The organism is Pseudomonas sp. FG-3G (genome assembly GCF_901007645.1).
GTDB lineage: Bacteria > Pseudomonadota > Gammaproteobacteria > Pseudomonadales > Pseudomonadaceae > Aquipseudomonas > Aquipseudomonas rhizophila.
Genome location: NZ_CAAKGZ010000016.1, coordinates 1 through 19444 on the forward strand (window position 1 = coordinate 1; position 19444 = coordinate 19444).

Here is a 19444-nt window from a genome sequence, read left to right on the forward strand (position 1 = left end):
AAGGTTTACATCACCCGCCAACCCCCACCCAGCGCCCTGTACAACGCCACGCTCGCCTGCACCCGCGCCAGCCTCAGTTGCACGTTCATGTCCTGGGCGGCGTACAGCGTGCGTTGGGTTTCCAGCACGGTGAGCAGGTCTTCGGCGCCGGCCTGATAACGGCTCTGGGCGATGTCGAAGGCGCTCTGGGCCTGGTGCAGTTCTTCGCTTTGCCATTGTCGCTGCTGGTCGAGCCCGTGGATGCCGTTCAGGGCTTTTTCGACGTCGGCGAAGCCGTTGATGATGGCGGCGCGGTAGAGCTCCAGCAGTTCTTCCTGGCGCGCGGTGGCTCGGTCGCGTTCGGCGCTCAGGCGGCCGTTGTTGAAGATCGGCGCGGCCAAACCTGCGGTGAGGTTGTAGACGTTGTTGCGCAGCAACTGCTCGGCAATGTCGGCGCCGCTGGCGAGGCTCAGGCCCAGGGTCATGGAGGGCAACATGGCCGCGCGGGCTACGCTGATGTCGGCCTGGGCGGCGGCGAGGCGGGCTTCGGCGGCGGCGATGTCGGGGCGGCGACTGAGCAGGTCGCTGGGCACCCCGGCGTCGATGGCGGGCCAGTGCAATCGGTCGAAATTCTCATCGTCGAGTGTGACCGACTGCACCGGTTGCCCCAGCAGCGCCGCCAGGCTGATCAAGGCTTCCCGGGCCTGCTGCTGCACTTGAGGCAACCTGCGCTGTTGCGCCGCCACCAGGCTTTTTTGCTGGGACAACTCCAGGGCCGTGGCACTGCCGGCGTCGTAGCGGGTCTGCACCAGATCGAGTACGCGTTGGGCGTTGTCCAGGTTCTGTTCGGCGATGCGCTGTTGCTCGCGCAGGGACAACGCCTGGGTGTAGCTGTTGGCGACGCCGCTGAGCAGGGTCAATTCCACGGTCGCCCGGTCGAACTGGCTGGCTGACAGACTGCTCAGTGCACTGTTCCGGGCCGCCCGTTTGCCGCCCCAGAAGTCCAGCTCATAGCTGGCGCTGAGGTGGGCGTCGTAATAGTCGATGGTGCGGTTGTCCCGATTGACGTCCAGTTGGCTGTAACCCTTGCCCCGCAACAACTCTTGACGAGTGCCGTTGAGCCCGGCTGTGAGCGCTGGCAGCAGCGGCGCGCCGGCGATCACTGCGCTGGCCTCGGCCTGGCGCACCCGGGCCATGGCGGCAGCGAGGTCGTAACTTTCCCGGCGCGCCTGCTCGATCAAACGGTTCAATTGCGGACTACCAAAGTGCGTCCACCATTGCTGGTTATCGGTTCGAGCGGTTGCGGTGTCGAAACTTTGCCAGGCCGGTGGCGGCTGGATGCCGCTGTCTGGTGCCGACAAAGGGGTGCCGCAGGCCACCAGTAAAAGACTGGCGGCCAGAAGGGTCAGGTGCGCTTTCATAGAGTGGAGGTCATTCACTGGTGAGGGCCGCGACCGGGTCGAGGCGAGCCGCCTTGCGGGCCGGCATGAAACCGAAGACAACGCCGGTGACCAGGGCGCAGCCGAAGGCGCCGAACACCGCCAGCCATTCGAAGGCCACGGCGATCTTGCCCAGCAGCAACGCACCGCCCACCAGCAAGGCCAGGCCGATGCCGGCCAGCCCGCCGACCACCGAGAGCATCACCGCTTCGGTGAGGAACTGGCGCAGGATGTCCCGCTGGCGAGCGCCGGTGGCCATGCGAATGCCGATCTCGCGGGTTCGCTCGCGCACGGTCATGAGCATGATGTTCATCACGCCGATGCCGCCCACCAGCAGCGAAATCGCGGCAATGGCCCCGAGCATCAGCGACAGTGTGCCCTGGGTGCGCGCCTCGGCCTGGATCATCGCGGCGTTGTTGGTCAGTTCGAAATCCTGCTTGCCGTCATGCAGGCGCAACAGGGTGCGGGAGATGGCCTGTTCGGCCTCCCTGACCTTGCCCGCGTCCCGGGCGGCGATCACCACGTATTCGGGATGCCGGCTGCCGAACAAACGAACGCTGGCGGCGGAATAGGGTACGGCGATGCGGTTGTCGGCGTCCGAATCCCCGGAGCTGGCACCTTTTTCCGCTAGCACGCCGACCACTTGAAAGGGCACGTTCTCAATCAGGATGTAGCGGCCGATGGGGTCGTCGACCTCCTTGAGCAGCTTGTGCCGGACCTTGTGACCGATCACCGCCACTGCCGCCGCGCTGCGTTCATCGGCATCAGTGAAATAGCTGCCCTGGGCCACCGGCCAATTGAAGATGGTCGGGAAGTTCGTGTCGTTGCCGCCGACGTAGCTGGTGTGGTCGAGGTTGCCGAAACGCACGCTGGCGTCGGCGCCGTTGACCGGCATGATCCGCTGCACCTCGGGCAGGGCGGCGAGGGCCGCCAGGTCGTGTTCGCTGATGATGCCCTTGGCGGCGCGCGGGGCGGGCGCGGTGCCGTTGAGGTAGATGATGTTGGAGCCGAAGGCGCCCATCTGGGCCATGACCTGACGTTTGCTGCCTTCGCCCACGGCCAGCATCACCACCACCGAGGCCACGCCGATGACAATGCCCAGCAGCGTCAGGGCGGTGCGGAAGCGGTTGATCCACATCACCCGCCACGCCGCTTGCACAGCGTCGAACAGTTCGCCTTTCCAGGCGCCGTTGTGTTCGCTGCCGGCGCTCAGGCGCTGGCGCAGGTCCACCGCTTGCAGTGCCTTCGGATTGGCTTGCACGTTGTGCGGCAAAGCGCCGGCGCTGTCGCTGATGATCAGCCCGTCGCGAATCTCAATGATGCGCTTGGCCCGCGCCGCCACCTCGCGGTCGTGGGTGATCAGGATCACCACATGACCCTGGCTCGCCAGTTCGTCGAGCAACGCCATGACCTCGATGCCGCTCTGGCTGTCGAGGGCGCCGGTGGGTTCGTCGGCGAGGATGATGTGGCCGCCGTTCATCAATGCCCGGGCAATCGACACCCGTTGCTGCTGGCCGCCGGACAGTTGATGAGGGCGGTTGCCGGTGCGGCTGGCCAGGCCCAGGCGTTCGAGCAGGGCGCTGGCCCGGGCGTGGCGCTCGGCGGCCGAAGTGCCGGCGTAGATGGCCGGCATCTCGACGTTTTCCTGGGCAGTGCCGGACGGGATCAGGTGATAGCCCTGGAACACGAAGCCGAAGGCTTCGCGTCGCAGCCAGGCCAGTTCGTCACTGCCCAGGCCGGCGACGTATTCGCCGGCAAACCGGTAATCGCCGCTGGTGGGGCGGTCGAGGCAGCCGAGGATGTTCATCAAGGTGGACTTGCCGGAGCCAGACGCTCCGACAATCGCCAGGAATTCCCCGGCGTGAATGGACAAGTCGATGCCGCGCAGTACCTCCACCCGAGGGCTGTCGCCACCGCCGTAAACCTTGCGAATGTCCCGCAGTTCGATCAGGGGCGCGTCCATTCAGCCTCCACTGCCGACGGCCGGACCGATCAGCACCCGGTCGCCTTCACTCAGGCCGTCGAGAATTTCGGTACGCAGCCGATCGCTGACGCCGGTGCGAACAGTGCGCGGCTGGACATCGCCATTGTCGGCCACCACCTGCACTTGCCCGGCGTTGGCCTGCAACGCAGCGCTGGGCACGGTCAGGACATCGCGTGCCTGGGCGGCAACAAAAAACACCTGGGCGGTCATTTCCGTCATCAGGGCGCGGTCGGCGTTATCCACATCCAGCAACACGGTATAGAGCACCACCCGTTCGCTGCCACTGCGCCCGCCCGTGAGGCTACCGCCCTGGCTCGCTTCCAGCGGGCGCGGCGGCACCGGCAGGATCTGGCGCACGGTGCTGCTCCAGCGCCGGGCGCCGCCGGCCAGGGTGGTGAAGTAGGCGGTCATGCCCGGTTTGACGTGGCCGATGTCCGCTTCCGAGACTTCGGCCCAGACCGTCATTGGCGACAGGCGCGCGATGCGCAGAATCAACGGGGTTTGCTGCTGGGCGTTAAGAGTCTGGCCTTCCCGGGCACCGACGGCGACCACGGTGCCGCTCATGGGCGCGAAAATGCGCGTGTAACCCAGCTCGGCCTCGTCACTGCGCAGGTTGGCCTGGGCCTGGCGGATCTGGGCCTGGAACATGTCGATGCGCGCCTGGGTCGCCCGCACTTCGGCCTGGGCAGTCTGCACGTCTTCCTCGCGGGTGGCGCCGCCGGCCTTGAGTTGCTGCTGGCGGCGGAATTTCTGCTGGGCCAGATCGTGCTGGGCTCGTTGTTCCTGGAGCTGGGCCTTGAGGTTTTCAATGGAGAAGCGTCCGGCGTCCAGCTTGGCCTTTTGTGTGGAGGGATCGATCTCAACCAGCAATTGGCCTTCGCGAACTTCGTCGCCGGCTTCTACATGAATCTTGCGGATCTGCCCGGACGCCTGGGCGCCGACGTCCACGTAACGCCGCGGTTGCAGGGTGCCCAGGGCGGTGACGCTGTTTTCGATATCGCCACGGGTGACGGGGGCGGTAATAAGCGATTCACGGCTCGGGGCCACCGCTTGCCAGGCGGCAAAGGCCACGGCTGGAAGCAGGGCGAAGGTTAAAAGCCAGGCGCGTCGGGTAGGGCGGGGACGTTTCATGCAGGGTTCCGGCCGGTGGTGTCGGGCCCGTTCCATGAGGGGCAGGGACGGGAGGCTGTCTTGGTAAACGAGCGCTTCTGACGGGAATTTACTGTGTGAAACACTTGGTAGCAGGTTGGAAAAATCAGTTGAAGCGCCACTGCCCCCCTGTGGCGAGGGAGCTTGCTCCCGCTGGGGCGCGAAGCGGCCCTAAAACCTGCGTCCCGGTTATGTCAGATTCAATGGTGTCGCCGGCCTTGGGCCTGCTGCGCAGTCCAGCGGGAGCAAGCTCCCTCGCCACAAAAGCAATACCTGGTGCCAGTAGAAATGAACGAATCAGCCTTGATACAAACCAAAGCTTTAAATCTATATGAGAATTACTATAAATTACGCGATGAAATCTGCCACTATCGTGCCATTGCCGATTTCAGGCACGCCGATCTGGCACAGGGATAGCTGTCGCAGCCATTGCGCAGGGGAGTCATGTTGGAAAACTACTATCGCGAGCTGGTGTGTTTCCTGAACGCCAGGCTAGGCAACCGCCAGGCGGCCGAGGATGTGGTGCATGACGCCTATGTGCGGGTACTTGAGCGCGCCAGTGACACGCCCATCGAGCAGCCCCGGGCGTTCCTGTACCGCACCGCGTTGAACCTGGTGATCGACGGGCATCGGCGCAATACCCTGCGCCAGGTCGAATCCCTGGACGTGCTGGACAGCGAAGAGCGTTTCTTCACGCCATCGCCCCATACCAGCCTTGACCACGGTCAGCGCCTGGACCTGCTCCAGCGCGCCCTGGCCGAATTGCCACCGCTGTGCCGCGAGAGTTTCCTGCTGCGCAAGCTCGAAGGCCTGTCCCACCCGCAAATCGCCGAACGCCTGGGCATTTCCCGGACGCTGGTGGAAAAGCACATCGTCAACGCCATGAAGCATTGCCGCACTCGTATGCGGCAGTGGGACGCGCATTAATCCGTCCACGCCGGTCGCATCGCGGTAAATTTTTTTTCACTGTCCTCGTTCCTCTCAACAGACGACTTGCCGGCTTGCCAAAGATCGGTCGGGTCACCCCAGGCTTTTCGCGCCCTGTTGAGGGGCCCTCCAGAGGACACTGGACATGACACAGGCAATTGCTTCGCCCAACGTTCACGACTTGATCGGTATCGGCTTCGGCCCCTCGAACCTGGCGCTGGCCATCGCGCTGCAGGAGCGGGGCCCGGTCCAGGGCGAACTGGATGTGCTGTTCCTCGACAAGCAGGCCGACTACCGCTGGCATGGCAATACCCTGGTGACCCAGAGCGAGTTGCAGATTTCCTTCCTCAAGGACCTGGTGACCCTGCGCAACCCCACCAGCCCCTATTCGTTCGTCAATTACCTCAAGCATCACGGCCGCCTGGTGGACTTCATCAACCTTGGCACGTTCTACCCGTGCCGCATGGAGTACAACGACTACCTGCGCTGGGTGGCCGGGCAGTTCACCGGGCAGAGCCGCTACGGCGAAGAAGTGCTGCGCATCGAGCCGGTGTTGCACAACCAGCAGGTCGAAACCTTGCGGGTGATTTCCCGTGACAGCCAGGGCGAAGAGCTCGTGCGCAGCGCCCGCTCGGTGGTGGTCAGTGCCGGCGGTACGCCGCGCATCCCCGACGCGTTCACCGCCTTCAAGGAGGATGCTCGGGTGTTCCACCATTCCCAGTACCTGGAACGCATGGCGACTCAGCCGTGCGTCAACGGCCAGCCCATGACCATCGCGATCATCGGCGGCGGGCAGAGCGCGGCGGAAGCCTTCATCGACCTCAATGACAGTTTTCCTTCGGTGCAGGTCGACATGATCCTGCGCGGCTCGGCCCTCAAGCCTGCCGATGACAGCCCGTTCGTCAACGAGGTGTTCTCCCCGGAGTTCACCGATCTGGTGTTCCAGCAGCCCCACAGCGAACGCGAACGGCTGGTCAACGAGTACCACAACACCAACTATTCGGTGGTGGACATCGACCTGATCGAACGCATCTACGGGATTTTCTATCGCCAGAAAGTCTCAGGCATCGCCCGTCATGCCTTCCGTACCCTCACCACGGTGGAGAAAGCCACGGCCACCGATGCCGGCGTGGAGCTGGCGGTGCGCAACAACGCCACCGGCGAGTTGACCGTGCGCCGTTATGACGCGGTGGTGCTGGCCACCGGTTACGAACGGCAGATGCACCGCACATTGCTGGCGCCACTTGAGCAATACCTGGGGAATTTCGAGGTAGATCGCAACTACAAGTTGATCACCGACGAGCGCTGCAAAGCGGCGATCTACATGCAGGGCTTCTGCCAGGCCAGCCATGGCCTGAGCGATACCTTGTTGTCGATCCTGCCGGTGCGCGCCGATGAGATCGCTGGTTCGCTGTACGAGCACAGCAACCATCGCGGACAGAGCCGTTCGGTGCGCGACCTGAAGCTGGCCACGGCGTAAGCAATCGGCAGTCTCGCCAGGAAAATCTTCAGAAACTTCCTACACTCACCTCACGTGTCCTGTCTTTCAGGCAGGCGCGTTGACGGTTCGCTGTTCCCTCGCTTTGGCAGTCTGAACCCATCAGCCGGTCTCCCTGACTTGACGTGAAGTCGGGGGTGTTCCGGGCCGACTACGCCAAACGAAACAACCTGAGTCAAATGACGCTGTTCTTACGCACAGGCCTGGTGGCGCTGTTGCTGGGCTTATCAAGTGTGACGCCGCAGGTTGGCGCGGCACCTGAGTCGCTGCAAGTGCTCGGGCGCTCCAGTGTGAGCGACTATTCGGTATCCCTGGGGGAGGCCGACTGGAACTGGCTACGCGGCAAGGGAACGTTGCTGTTGGGGGCCTCGGCGCCGGATTACGCACCGTTCGGTATCACCAGCAATGGCCGCGACTATGAAGGCCTCACCGCGGACTATGCCCAGTTGCTGGGGCAGATGTTGCATGTTGATGTGCGGGTGCAGCGTTATGCGTCACGGGAGGCATCGCTCCAGGCGCTGCGCAGCGGTGAGATCGACATGCTCGGCACGGCCAACGGCTTCGAAGCCAGCGACCCGGCGTTGGCGATGTCCCAGGCCTATGCCGATGACCTGCCCACCCTGGTGGCCCGCGTCGCGGATAGCCAGGACTTGCCCACGGACCTGGCGGGCATGCGCGTGGCGATGCTGTATCACTATTTGCCCACCGAGACAGTCAAGGCGTTTTATCCGGATGCGGCCTTGCAGTTATACCCTTCGACCTTGAGCGCTATCGGCGCTGTGGCGTTTGGGCAGGCCGACGTTTACCTGGGGGATTCGATCAGCTCCAATTACCTGATCAGCAAGAACTACCTGAACAACGTCCAACTGGCTGATTTCTCACGCATGGAAGTACAGCCGTTCGCCTTTGCGGTCAGCCGCGAGAACGCACGCCTGCTGCGCATTATCAACGCCGCGCTACAAGCCATCCCCGCCAGTGAACGCATGAGCATCCTGCGGCGCTGGAGCGCTGGCGGTGCGAGCATACCCGGTCAGCAACCTCTGCATTTCAGCGTTAAGGAACAGCGTTGGCTGAATGCACATCCGCGGATCACAGTGGCCGTCAACCAGAACTTCCCGCCACTCACGTTTATCGATGAACAAGGCCATTTGCGCGGTATCAGCGCCGATGTGCTGGCCCGGATCAGCCTGCGCACCGGCCTGAAGTTCGATATCCAGCGGGGTAACTCGCTTCATGATGTGATCGGGCGCGTCAGAAGCGGTCGGGCCGACGTACTGGCCGCCGCTCCACCGAGCACCGAACTTGAGGGGGCGTTGCGTTTTACCCGGCCCTACCTGAGCAATCCGTTCGTGCTGGTGGCACCCTTGAGGGGCAAAGTCCCGTTGACGTTGGACCAGATGGAGGGCAAACGCCTGGCGCTGATCCGGGGCAATGTGCTGCGTGAGTATCTGCTGGAACAGTTTCCCCGGGTGCACCTGGTGCCGGCTGAAAACGCGGCGGACGCGATGTCCATGGTCGCCGCCGGCACGGTGGACGGCGCAGTCAATTCGCTGATCAGTGCCCGCTATATGATTTCCCGCCAGTACCGCGGCAAACTGCAAATCACCAGCACCGTGGGAACATTGCCGGAGAGCGTAGCCTTGGCGACTCATCGTGATGCGCCGGAGCTGCATTCGATCCTGGACAAGGCGCTGCTGAGCATTTCTCCCGAAGAAATGGACGAGCTGACCAATCGTTGGCGCAGTGAAGTGGTGATCGACGACAACTACTGGTTGCGCAACCGCACCACTATCGTCCAGGGGTTCGCCATCGCCGCGCTGCTGTTGCTGCTGGCATTGGGGTGGGTCGTTTACCTGCGGCGTCTGCTGGAACAGCTGCGCGTGGCCAAGCAAAGCGCCGATGATGCCAACCGGGCCAAGACCACTTTCCTGGCGACCATGAGCCATGAAATCCGCACCCCCATGAACGCGGTGATCGGCATGCTGGAGCTGGCCCTGAAAAAAGCTGACCAGGGTGTGATGGACCGGTTCGCCATCGAAGTCGCGTCGGGCGCCGCTCGCGGCATGCTCGACTTGATCGGTGACATCCTCGACATCGCCCGCATCGAGTCCGGCAGGTTGTCGCTGACCCCGCAGCGGGCCAACCTGCGGGAACTGATCGAGTCGGTGGCGCGGATCTTTGAAGGCCTGGCCTGGCAGAAACAACTGCACTTGCAGCTGGAACTCGACGCCGCGATCAACCGCGACGTATTGATTGATCCGTTGCGTTTCAAGCAGATCGTGTCGAACCTGCTGAGCAACGCCATCAAGTTCACCGACCAGGGGCAGGTGCGCTTGAGTGTGCGAGCCGCACCGGGCGATGACGCGCAGTGCCTGCCGATCCGCCTGCGCGTCGAAGACACCGGCTGTGGTATTTCGGCCGAGGATCAGCGCCGCTTGTTCAGCCCGTTTACCCAGGCCAGCAACAACACCCAGTCGGCCCGCAGCGGCTCCGGGTTGGGGCTGGTGATCAGCCGCACGCTCTGCGAAATGATGGGGGGCACCCTGACGTTGAGCAGCGTGCCGGGGGAGGGCACGCAGATTGAAGTTCTGCTGAGCTTGCCGGCGCTCGATGTCTTGGCTCAAGCGCCGTCGGCGCAAGTCGAGGCGCTGGCACCGGTGCGGGCGCTGAACATTCTGGTGGTGGACGACTACCCGGCCAACCGTTTGCTGCTGTCCCAGCAACTGAGCTATCTGGGCCATCGCGTCCGCGAAGCCGACGATGGTGTCCAGGGGTTGCGCGCCTGGCGTGCTGAACGATTCGATGTCGTCATTACCGACTGCAACATGCCGTTGATGAGCGGCTACGAACTGGCCCGGGCCATTCGCGAGGCGGAGCGGGCCGAGGGTTTGTCGCCGGGGGTGATCCTGGGTTTCACGGCCAATGCCCAGCCCGAGGAAAAGGCCCGCTGTGTCGAGGCCGGCATGGACGATTGCCTGTTCAAACCCATCAGCCTCAAGGAACTGAACAGCTGCCTGGCTGCGGTCACGCAGGATTGCGCCGCAGTGCCCGATGAGCGGGTGCCTGCGCCGACCACCGGCGACATCGACTTGAGCAGCCTTGAACTATTGAGCGCAGGTGACATGGGCTCAATCAAAAAACTGCTAGGGGAAATGGTCAACAGCAATGCCGAAGACCTGGCGCAATTGATGCGTCTGCTCGCCCGACAAGACCTGCCAGGGCTGGCGGACCTGGCGCACCGGGTCAAGGGTGGCGCGCTGATGATCAGGGCCCAGCGCCTGATTGCCGCCTGCGAAGCCCTGGAAAGTGCCTGCCGTGGCGGCGACCGGCCGTTGCTCGCCGCCGCGGTGGATGACGTGCGCCAAGCCATGGAGCACCTGACTGAACGACTGGAGGCCTATGTGGCGGGGGAGCTTGCTCCCGCTGGGGCGCGAAGTGGTCCCCGCGGGTCTTCTCATGGATAAGCGAGCCGCGTAGTCATCCCGAAGCTACATGCGAAGTACCTTTTTCCTCCCTTTTTTGGGATTCGTCCTACAGCGCCTCTCAAAAGCTTCCTCTAGCCTGACGCCCCTTAACGATTGGGATGCCTGTCATGCCGAACAAAGCATTACGTATCATGATTGCCGACACGCAACATGCTCATCGAATGAGGCTTGAGCACCTGTTCAATCAACAGGGTTATTTTCGGATCGCCCCCGTGAGTGGCCTGCAGGAGCTGTTGACGCTGGTGGAATACGGCAGCGAGCCGTTCGACCTGGTCGTGGTCAATGCCGGCCTGGCCAAGGGCGCGCTGAACCTGCACGATTTCATTCTCGATAACCCCCAGCTTCGTCACGCGATGATTTACAACACACCACAGGTCGGCCTGTCCTCGGCGGCGGTCGCGCGGCGGCCGGGCATGCACTTGAGCCCGGCCCAGTTGCCTGACCTTGCGTCATTGGCGAGTCTGATGGAGCGGATTGATCCCCAGGCCAGCGAGTTGACGCGACCCTGGCTTCGCCCCCTCAGGCAAGGTCACGCAGGGTGAAGCTGCACCGTTGGTCGGCACTGTCAGACCTGACAGGTGGCATGGCCCGGCGCCTGTGCAACAGTCCGAAGCAGTCATGGCATCGGCGCCGTTTGCATTTACGTGGGGAGTTGCCTTGAAAGACGTATTGATCGTGGATGACCACCCTGTCATACGAGGGGCATTGCGGCTCATTTGCCAGAACGAGGGGTTTACCGGAGTCAGGGACGCGAGCGGTGTCGCCGACGCCAGGGCGTTGATCAAGGAAAAGGCTCCAGACCTGGTGATTCTGGACCTGGTGATGAACGGATTCGATGGCATGGACCTGTTGGTCTGGATCATGACCCAGTTCCCAGGGTGCGGGGTGCTGGTATTCACTTCCCAGGACGCGCAGCACTTCTGCAACCGCTGCATCTCGGCCGGAGCCAGGGGCTTTGTGACCAAGAAAAGCGACCTGAAAGAACTGATCAAGGCCATTCATGCGCTGAAATCCGGCTACTCCTATTTCCCTCAAATGCCGGTCAGGCTGGATTTTCAACAACGCACCGAACAGCAGACCCTGGAAAGTCTCTCGACCCGCGAGCTATCCATTCTGCGAATGCTCGCCATGGGAATGCGCGGCAAGGACATCGCCGATGCCTTGTTCCTGAGTCCGAAAACCGTCAGCACCTACAAGACCCGTCTGCTGGAAAAACTCGGACTCAAGACGCTGGTGGGTCTGTCGGATTTCGCCAAGCGCAATCATTTGTGATCCCTGTGTGCGGGCTCATTGCAGCCCCGTGCAATGGCATATCAGTGAAGTTGGGGGTCGATCGTTCTCTCTATAGAACGCTAAGACTGATTTTTGCAGTCTAGTGCGCCTGCGTTCGTGGTTTTAATCTGTGTCCATCGAATCGCAACGTCTGATTCGCAACACGATTGGAGCCACCGCATGAAAAACAACATCGGCGTCTACACCAGCCCCCGAGCCCATTGGGTCGGTGACGGCTTCCCGGTTCGCACGCTGTTTTCCTACGACAACCTGGGCAAGCACATCAGCCCGTTCCTGCTGCTGGACCACGCCGCTCCCACGCAATTCGAACCCACCGCCGAGCGTCGCGGTGTTGGCCAGCACCCTCATCGCGGTTTCGAAACCGTGACCATCGTCTACCAGGGCGAACTGGAACACCGGGATTCCACTGGCAGCGGCGGCAAGATCGGCCCTGGCGACGTGCAATGGATGACGGCCGCTTCCGGGATCATTCATGAAGAGTTCCACTCCGAGGACTTCGCCCGGCAAGGCGGGTTCATGGAGATGGTTCAGCTGTGGGTCAACCTGCCCGCCAAGGACAAAATGGCCCCGGCCGGCTACCAGACAATCCTCAAGAGCGACATTCCGAGCATCGACCTGAAGGACAACGCTGGCAGCCTGCGCTTGATTGCCGGCCGCTTCGAGGGGCATCAGGGCCCGGCGAAGACGTTTACGCCCATCGATGTCTGGGACATGCGCTTGAATGCCGAGAAAGACCTGACCCTCGACGTACACGATGGCTACAACACCGCGTTGGTGGTGTTGCGTGGCACGGTTCAGGTCAACGGTCGCGAGCGGGTCGAGGCTGGGCAACTGGCGTTGTTCGACCGGGCCGGCGAGCAGTTGCACCTGCACGCCAATCACGACGCGGTGGTGTTGCTGCTCAGCGGCGAGCCCATCGACGAACCCATCGTCGGTCATGGCCCGTTCGTGATGAACAGCGAGCAGGAAATTCACCAGGCCTTCAACGATTTCCACTCCGGTCGTTTTGGCGCGATGGACGACTGACCAGAGACAAGTCCTGTGGGAGCGAGCCTGCTCGCGATAGCGGTCTGACAGTCGATGCATCATTGACGGATACGCCGCAATCGCGAGCAGGCTCGCTCCCACATGAGTTTCTGCGGTGCTCTCTACGCCGTGTTCAATTTGTGCCAATCTTCGCCCCATGACCTTCCTGGAGCTGTCGCGATGCTGTCTCTGATCTCCGATCACCCACTGCTGAGTGCCTTGGTGCTGTTGGTGCTCGACATTCTGCTGTGGCGGCTGGTCAGCGCTGATCGGACTTATTGGAAGATCGGCGGGCGGCTGCTGATTTTTTCGTTGTTCAGCGCGCTGCTGTTCAACGAAGGCCTCAACCCCCTGCAACCGGCGCAGTGGGTTGACGACGTGCCACGCCACTTGGCGGCCACCGGTTTACAAATTGCCTGGTGGCTGTTCGCTGCGCGGACCCTGACGGTGATGATCGGCGCGGTGATGATGCAACGGGTGGGTCATACCGGGCGGCTCTTGCAGGATTTGATCGGCGCGGTGATCTTCCTGATCGCCGTCATCGCTGCCCTGGCGTATGTGCTGGACTTGCCGGTCAAGGGCGTCCTGGCAACCTCCGGGGCGATGGCGATCATCGTCGGCCTGGCCTTGCAGAGTACCCTCAGTGACGTGTTCTCCGGGATCGTGCTCAACACCACCAAGCCCTATCAAGTCGATGACTGGATTTCCATCGATGGCACCGAAGGCCGGGTCACCGACATCGACTGGCGCGCCACGCGGTTGCAGACCGCCCAGGGCAGCATGGCGGTGATTCCCAACTCCTTGGCGGCCAAGGCCAAGATCGTCAACTTCAGCCGGCCCAGCGATGTCCACGGGTTATCCATCAGCATCCCGGTCAGCCCGCATGCACGGCCACAAACCGTGATCGATGCGCTGGAGCGGGCGATGATTGGTTGTCGTTCCCTGCTTGCCAGCCCGGCTCCCTGCGTGACACTCAAGAGCACCGGCAGCACCGGGGCGGAATATGAAATCAGCGGGTTCGTCGCGTCCATGGGCCAGAAGCGCGAGGTGCGCAATCAGTTGTTCGACCTGGCGTTCCGGCATTTGCAGGCATCGGGCGTAAGCCTGTTGTCCACCAGCGAAAGCGCGTCCACCAATGGCGTGTCGCGGCCCCGTGCGTTGCTGGAAAGCTCGAGCATTTTCTCCACCTTGCGCCAGGATGAGAAAGACACCTTCAGCCAGAACATGACCCTGCAGACCTTCCGCGCCGGCGACATGATCCTGCCGGCCGGGGAGGTCAGCGATCATTTGTTCATCATCGAGTCCGGGGTGGTCAGCGTGACCTTGTTTCGCAACGGCCAGCCGTTCGAGGCCGGACGCATGGGGCCGGGAGAGGTTATTGGCGAAGCCGGGATCGTTTCCGACCAGGCCGCGCTGGCGAACTTTTCCGCCAAGACCTTCTGCACCCTTTATCGCATCGAGAAGAGCTACCTCAAACCCTGCCTGGACGCTCGCCGCGACATCAATGACGCGATGAAGAACCTGCTGGACGTGCGCATGCACCTGGCCCAGAACCTGACCCGCGACGTTCCCAAACCGGTGGCCAAGAAGCGCTTCCTGCAATGGTTGCGCAGTCGGGCCTGAGCAAGTATCAAGGGCGTGCATTGGCCCCCCGAACTTCCCAATAATTGGCTATTTGTACCGCGCCACCGCGAGGCTAACGTAGCGCCACACCCAATTGTTCTGGAGTTCACCATGCAACCGCGTATCGATTTCTACACTGCCTCCCCTGAAGCTTTCAAAGCCATGCTGGCGTTCGAAACCGCTGTTTCGAAACTGGGCCTGGAAAAATCCCTGCTGGAACTGGTCAAGCTGCGTTCCTCGCAAATCAACGGTTGCGCCTTCTGCATCGACATGCACACCGCCGATGCCCGCAAGGACGGCGAGACGGAGCGTCGCCTGTATGCCGTGACCGCCTGGCGCGAAGCCCCGTTTTTCACCCCTCGCGAACGCGCCGCGCTGGCCTGGACCGAAGCGCTGACCCGCTTGAGCGACACCCATGCGCCAGACGCCGACTACGAACTGCTGAACCAGCATTTCACACCCAAGGAAATGGTCGACCTGACCGTGGCAATCAACGCCATCAATGGCTGGAACCGCTTGGCGGTGGGCTTTCGCAAGATGCCTGAGGCGTAATCGAAAGCAGACACTACCTGTGGGAGTAACGCTTGCTCGCGATAGCGGTCAGACAGTTCATGCACCATCGACTGGCACACCGCCATCGCGAGCAAGCTTTGCTCCCACATAGATTTAATGCTCGGCTTGAAAGCTTCGGACGACAGGCACTGCAATAGGTTTGCTTCGGCTTAATAGGAAGCATTACTATTCACGCCCCGTTCCCACAGCGCAGTGCGATGACCCCCAAGCCGCCCCGCAGACCTGGCTTTTTCGAGCATTACGAAGAGTTGATCGGCACCTGGACCCGTCGCCTGCGCAATCGCCAGCAGGCCGAGGACCTGGCTCACGATACTTTCGTGCGGGTGCTCGAGTCCGATTCGGCTGATGTCCAGCAGCCGCGGGCCTATTTGCACCAGACGGCGCGCAACATTGCAGTGGATGGCTATCGGCGCGAAGATCGGCGGGGCGCCATGGAGGAGGTGGCGCTCGATCACAGCCAGTCGCTTTCGGGCGACCCGGAGCACTACATGCACGCGATCCAGTTGGCAGACTCCATCGAAAGGGCACTGGCCGAGCTGCCGGCCAATTGCCGTACGGTGTTTGTCTGGCAGAAGATCGAAGGCTTGACCCAGGCGGAAATCGCCGAGCGCCTGGGCTTGTCAAAAAACATGGTGGAAAAGTATATGATCCGCACCCTGCGGCATCTGCGCGATCGTCTGGACGGGGCTGGCCAATGATCCGTCGTTATCTTCCACCTGAGCCACAGGACCTTCCATGATGGATAACCGTGAATGCCCGTGCGGGCAGAACCGGGTTCGCGACGAGGCGGCGCAATGGTTCGTACGCTTGCAAGCTCCCGTCATGGGGGTCGATGAGCGCCAGCGTTACGAGGCCTGGCTGGACGAACATCCTAATCACCGCGACGAAATTCTACTTCTGCAGGGGATCTGGAGCGCCACGGATCTGCTGCCCAAGGAACGTCTGCAAGCGTTGTGCGAACCACCCGCCAAACGTCCCCAGCGTCGACCGCTACTGCGCTTCGCCGTGGCCGCCGGGCTGTTGGCGATGGCGGTCGGGCTGGGGTTGTTCAGCGGCTTGGGTGCTTCCAGCGATTACAGCGCTGAATTTGCCACGGCCCTGGGCGAGCGCCGGCACATCGCGCTGCCGGACGGTTCGGTGATCGACCTCAACAGCCGCAGCCGCGTGCGTGTTCAGTTCGTCCACCATCAACGGCGCGTGGAACTGGCCGAAGGCGAGGCGTTGTTTCGCGTCGAGCATGACGCCGGCCGGCCGTTTACGGTGGAGGCGGGCAACGGCCGGGTGACGGTGACCGGAACGCGCTTCGATGTGCGCCGCGATGCCGACTCAACCCGGGTGGCGGTGGAGCAGGGCAGCGTCAAGGTCCAGGGGCACGACGCGGCGCAGGCCGGGTTCGTCAGCCTCACGGCCGGCCTTGGCACTCGTATCGATGCGCAGGGCAAGGTCGCCGCACCTTATGCTATCAACGCCGATGAACTCACCGCCTGGCGCCACGGCAAACTGGTGTTCAACAACGCTCCCTTGAGCGAAGTCGTCCAGGAGGTTTCCCGTTATCGCGCTAAACCCCTGCGCATCGGCAGCGCGGCAGTGGGCAACCTGCGCCTGACCAGCGTGTTTCGTGCCGATAACCCCGAGGCGCTGCTCAAGGCTTTGCCGAACATCCTGCCGGTTGCCGTGCGTACCCTGGATGACGGCAGCCAGGAAATAATTGCGCGGTAAATTCAGGTTTTTTTCGAGTTCTTCGTCTTCTTGTCCAACTGCAACTGGTTTGCATTAACAGACGCGTATTCTTGCGATTCAACAGGACAAGGTTCGACGTGAAAACCACCTTCAAAAACAACAACCGCGCCCCCGCCCGCTGGCTGCCGCTGGCCCTGACCCTGGCCGTCAGTGCCGCATTGCCCCAGGCCTTCGCCGATCAGGCGGCCACGTCCATTCACATCCAGGCGCAGCCGCTGGGCCAGGCCTTGAGCCAGCTCGGCCAGCAGACTTCTTTGCAGGTGTTCTTCAGCCCGGAACTGGTGGCCGGCAAGCAAGCCCCGGCGGTGGACGGCAACTTGTCCCCAGAAGCGGCCCTGGGCCAACTGCTGCAAGGCAGCGGCCTGCAATACCAGATCAATGACGGTTCGGTGACCGTGCTGCCGGCGCCCTCGGCGTCCACTGACGGCCCGCTGGAACTGGGGGCCACCGACATCCAGGTGGTCGGTGACTGGCTCGGCGATGCCAATGCCGAGGTGGTGCAGAACCACGCCGGCGCGCGCACGGTAATCCGCCGCGAAGCGATGGTGGAGCAGGGGGCCATGAACGTCGGCGATGTGCTGCGGCGGGTGCCGGGTGTGCAGGTGCAGGATGCCAATGGCACCGGCGGCAGCGACATCTCCCTGAACGTCGGCGTGCGCGGTCTCACTTCGCGCCTGTCGCCCCGTTCCACGGTGCTGATCGACGGCGTGCCGGCGGCGTTCGCGCCTTACGGTCAGCCGCAACTGTCCATGGCGCCGATTTCTGCGGGCAACCTGGACAGCATCGACGTGGTGCGCGGCGCCGGGTCCGTGCGTTACGGACCGCAGAACGTCGGCGGCGTGATCAACTTTGTGACCCGCGCGATTCCGGAAAAAGCCACCGGTGAAATCGGCACCACCCTGGAAACCTCCCAGCGCGGCGGCTGGAAGCACATCGACAGCGCTTTTCTCGGCGGCACGGCCGATAACGGCATGGGCGTTGCGCTCCTGTATTCGGGGGTCAACGGTAATGGCTATCGCCGCAGCAACAACGACAATGACATCGACGACGTCATCCTCAAGACCCATTGGGCGCCCACCGAGGTGGATGATTTCTCGCTTAACTTCCATTACTACGACGCCAAGGCTGACATGCCCGGCGGCCTGACCCAGGCGCAATACGACGCGGACCCGTATCAGTCCGACCGTGACTGGGACAACTTCGCCGGCCGGCGCAAGGACGTGTCGTTCAAGTGGATCCGCGAGATCAGCGACCGCACCCAGGCCGAAGTGCTGACCTATTATTCCGACAGCTACCGTGGCAGCACCATCGCCTCCCGGGACCAGCGCAACCTGGCGTCCTACCCGCGTACTTACTACACCTTCGGCATCGAACCGCGGGTGTCCCATGTGTTTGACCTGGGCTCGACCACCCAGGAAGCCAGCGTCGGTTATCGCTACCTCAAGGAAGGCATGCACGAAGAGGCCAGTCGCCTGGCGCTGCGCGATAACCAGCCGGTGGTGCGGCCGGGGTCCGATGGTCACGTCTATCAGGACCGCACTGGTGGCACCGAAGCCCATGCGGTCTACATCGATGACAAGATTGATGTCGGCAAGTGGACCATCACCCCGGGCATCCGTTTCGAACGCATCAGCACCCAATGGCACGACCGCCCGGTGCTCGACACCGACGGCAGTCCGGTACAGGAAAAACGCCGCAGCATCGACAGCAACGAACCGCTGCCGGCCTTGAGCGTGATGTATCACCTGTCCGATGCCTGGAAGCTGTTCGCCAACTACGAGACGTCGTTCGGCAGCCTGCAATATTTCCAGCTCGGCCAGGGCGGCGACGGCAACAACACCGCCAACGGCCTGAACCCGGAAAAAGCCAAGACCTACGAGATCGGTACGCGCTACAACGATGACGTCTGGGGCGGGGAAGTGACGCTGTTCTACATCGACTTCGACGACGAGTTGCAGTACATCAGCAACGACGTGGGCTGGACCAACATGGGCGCCACCAAGCACCAGGGCCTGGAAGCCTCGGTGCGCTACGACATGGCCGCGCTGGACCCACGCCTGGAAGGCCTGAGCGCCAATGCCGGGTTCACCTACACCCGCGCAACTTATGAAGGTGATATTCCAAGCTTCAAGGGCCGTGACCTGCCGTTCTACTCGCGTCAGGTGGCGAACCTGGGCTTGCGTTATGAGATCAATCGCTGGACTTACAACCTCGATGCCTTTGCCCAGTCCAAGCAACGCTCACCCGGCAACAGCGTGAACCCCGACGGCAGTTTCAGCGACGACTACATCACCGACGGCAGCGCCGATGGACGTTACGGTGACATGCCGGGTTACGTGCTCTGGAACGTGCGCGCTGGCTACGACTTCGGATCGCAACTATCGAACCTGAAGGTCGGCGCCGGGGTGAAGAACCTGTTCGACCATCAGTACTACACCCGCTCCAGCGACAACAACTCGGGCATCTACGTCGGCGCACCGCGTACGTTTTTTGTGCAGGCGAGTGTAGGGTTCTGATCGGGGATCAGGCACTTTCCTGTGCTTGAAACACTGGAACGCAGCCCTGTGGCTTTGAGCCCAACCCTGTGGCGAGGGAGCTTGCTCCCGCTGGGGCGCGAAGCGGCCCCCAAACCTGCTGAATGCGGTGCGTCAGACACACCGCGTCCACCGGTTTACGACTGCTTCGCAGCCGAGCGGGAGCAAGCTCCCTCGCCACAGGAGGCAGTGGC

14 protein-coding genes are annotated in these 19444 nt (G+C 62.6%); 11 read left to right on the forward strand and 3 right to left on the reverse strand.

Annotated elements, in window-relative coordinates; all coding sequences use genetic code 11:
* Positions 1-5 precede the first annotated feature (5 nt).
* From PSEUDOMOFG3G_RS07325 to PSEUDOMOFG3G_RS07335, 3 genes are read right to left on the reverse strand one after another with little or no spacing between them, the layout of a single operon-like run.
* On the reverse strand, positions 6-1400 hold the full coding sequence (locus tag PSEUDOMOFG3G_RS07325; protein WP_139049538.1) for an efflux transporter outer membrane subunit: 1395 nt from the start codon (positions 1398-1400) through the stop codon (positions 6-8).
* A 10-nt stretch (positions 1401-1410) separates the two neighbouring features.
* Complete coding sequence (locus PSEUDOMOFG3G_RS07330; protein WP_139049539.1) at positions 1411-3381, reverse strand: MacB family efflux pump subunit; 1971 nt, start codon at positions 3379-3381, stop codon at positions 1411-1413.
* Positions 3382-4533, reverse strand: coding sequence for an efflux RND transporter periplasmic adaptor subunit (locus PSEUDOMOFG3G_RS07335; RefSeq protein WP_139049540.1), 1152 nt, complete (start codon positions 4531-4533; stop codon positions 3382-3384).
* A 462-nt stretch (positions 4534-4995) separates the two neighbouring features.
* Here PSEUDOMOFG3G_RS07335 and PSEUDOMOFG3G_RS07340 point away from each other — a divergent pair, with 462 nt between their 5' ends.
* From PSEUDOMOFG3G_RS07340 to PSEUDOMOFG3G_RS07390, 11 genes are all read left to right on the forward strand, one after another.
* Positions 4996-5478 (forward strand): sigma-70 family RNA polymerase sigma factor, encoded by a 483-nt coding sequence (locus PSEUDOMOFG3G_RS07340; RefSeq protein WP_139049541.1) that lies wholly within the window; start codon positions 4996-4998, stop codon positions 5476-5478.
* A 145-nt stretch (positions 5479-5623) separates the two neighbouring features.
* Complete coding sequence (locus tag PSEUDOMOFG3G_RS07345) at positions 5624-6958, forward strand: lysine N(6)-hydroxylase/L-ornithine N(5)-oxygenase family protein (protein ID WP_139049542.1); 1335 nt, start codon at positions 5624-5626, stop codon at positions 6956-6958.
* Between the two features lie 197 nt (positions 6959-7155).
* Positions 7156-10440, forward strand: a complete 3285-nt coding sequence (locus tag PSEUDOMOFG3G_RS07350; RefSeq protein ID WP_139049543.1) for a transporter substrate-binding domain-containing protein — start codon at positions 7156-7158, stop codon at positions 10438-10440.
* 128 nt (positions 10441-10568) lie between these two features.
* The gene (locus PSEUDOMOFG3G_RS07355; RefSeq protein ID WP_139049544.1) at positions 10569-11003 is read left to right on the forward strand and encodes a response regulator; all 435 of its coding nucleotides are present in this window, start codon (positions 10569-10571) and stop codon (positions 11001-11003) included.
* A 115-nt stretch (positions 11004-11118) separates the two neighbouring features.
* Positions 11119-11733: a response regulator transcription factor gene (locus PSEUDOMOFG3G_RS07360; protein WP_139049545.1), complete on the forward strand. Its 615-nt coding sequence runs from the start codon at positions 11119-11121 to the stop codon at positions 11731-11733.
* Between the two features lie 180 nt (positions 11734-11913).
* A complete protein-coding gene (locus PSEUDOMOFG3G_RS07365; RefSeq protein WP_139049546.1) occupies positions 11914-12780 on the forward strand; it encodes a pirin family protein in 867 nt (288 codons plus the stop codon).
* A gap of 180 nt (positions 12781-12960) precedes the next feature.
* Entirely contained in the window at positions 12961-14403 is a 1443-nt protein-coding gene (locus PSEUDOMOFG3G_RS07370) for a mechanosensitive ion channel family protein (RefSeq protein ID WP_047229281.1), read from the forward strand.
* 111 nt (positions 14404-14514) lie between these two features.
* Positions 14515-14955: a carboxymuconolactone decarboxylase family protein gene (locus PSEUDOMOFG3G_RS07375; protein ID WP_047229280.1), complete on the forward strand. Its 441-nt coding sequence runs from the start codon at positions 14515-14517 to the stop codon at positions 14953-14955.
* A gap of 218 nt (positions 14956-15173) precedes the next feature.
* Positions 15174-15674 (forward strand): sigma-70 family RNA polymerase sigma factor, encoded by a 501-nt coding sequence (locus PSEUDOMOFG3G_RS07380; protein WP_047229277.1) that lies wholly within the window; start codon positions 15174-15176, stop codon positions 15672-15674.
* Positions 15675-15711: 37 nt separating this feature from the next.
* A complete protein-coding gene (locus PSEUDOMOFG3G_RS07385; RefSeq protein WP_139049547.1) occupies positions 15712-16695 on the forward strand; it encodes a FecR family protein in 984 nt (327 codons plus the stop codon).
* Between the two features lie 98 nt (positions 16696-16793).
* A complete protein-coding gene (locus tag PSEUDOMOFG3G_RS07390) occupies positions 16794-19232 on the forward strand; it encodes a TonB-dependent receptor (RefSeq protein WP_139049548.1) in 2439 nt (812 codons plus the stop codon).
* The last annotated feature ends 212 nt before the right edge of the window (positions 19233-19444 follow it).

Coding starts and splice junctions, on each gene's coding strand:
- PSEUDOMOFG3G_RS07365 (WP_139049546.1), top strand. CDS start 11,914: ATGAAAAACAACATCGGCGTCTACACCAGCCCCCGAGCCCATTGGGTC.
- PSEUDOMOFG3G_RS07355 (WP_139049544.1), top strand. CDS start 10,569: ATGCCGAACAAAGCATTACGTATCATGATTGCCGACACGCAACATGCT.
- PSEUDOMOFG3G_RS07380 (WP_047229277.1), top strand. CDS start 15,174: ATGACCCCCAAGCCGCCCCGCAGACCTGGCTTTTTCGAGCATTACGAA.
- PSEUDOMOFG3G_RS07330 (WP_139049539.1), bottom strand. CDS start 3,381: ATGGACGCGCCCCTGATCGAACTGCGGGACATTCGCAAGGTTTACGGC.
- PSEUDOMOFG3G_RS07370 (WP_047229281.1), top strand. CDS start 12,961: ATGCTGTCTCTGATCTCCGATCACCCACTGCTGAGTGCCTTGGTGCTG.
- PSEUDOMOFG3G_RS07325 (WP_139049538.1), bottom strand. CDS start 1,400: ATGAAAGCGCACCTGACCCTTCTGGCCGCCAGTCTTTTACTGGTGGCC.
- PSEUDOMOFG3G_RS07340 (WP_139049541.1), top strand. CDS start 4,996: ATGTTGGAAAACTACTATCGCGAGCTGGTGTGTTTCCTGAACGCCAGG.
- PSEUDOMOFG3G_RS07335 (WP_139049540.1), bottom strand. CDS start 4,533: ATGAAACGTCCCCGCCCTACCCGACGCGCCTGGCTTTTAACCTTCGCC.
- PSEUDOMOFG3G_RS07345 (WP_139049542.1), top strand. CDS start 5,624: ATGACACAGGCAATTGCTTCGCCCAACGTTCACGACTTGATCGGTATC.
- PSEUDOMOFG3G_RS07350 (WP_139049543.1), top strand. CDS start 7,156: ATGACGCTGTTCTTACGCACAGGCCTGGTGGCGCTGTTGCTGGGCTTA.
- PSEUDOMOFG3G_RS07375 (WP_047229280.1), top strand. CDS start 14,515: ATGCAACCGCGTATCGATTTCTACACTGCCTCCCCTGAAGCTTTCAAA.
- PSEUDOMOFG3G_RS07385 (WP_139049547.1), top strand. CDS start 15,712: ATGATGGATAACCGTGAATGCCCGTGCGGGCAGAACCGGGTTCGCGAC.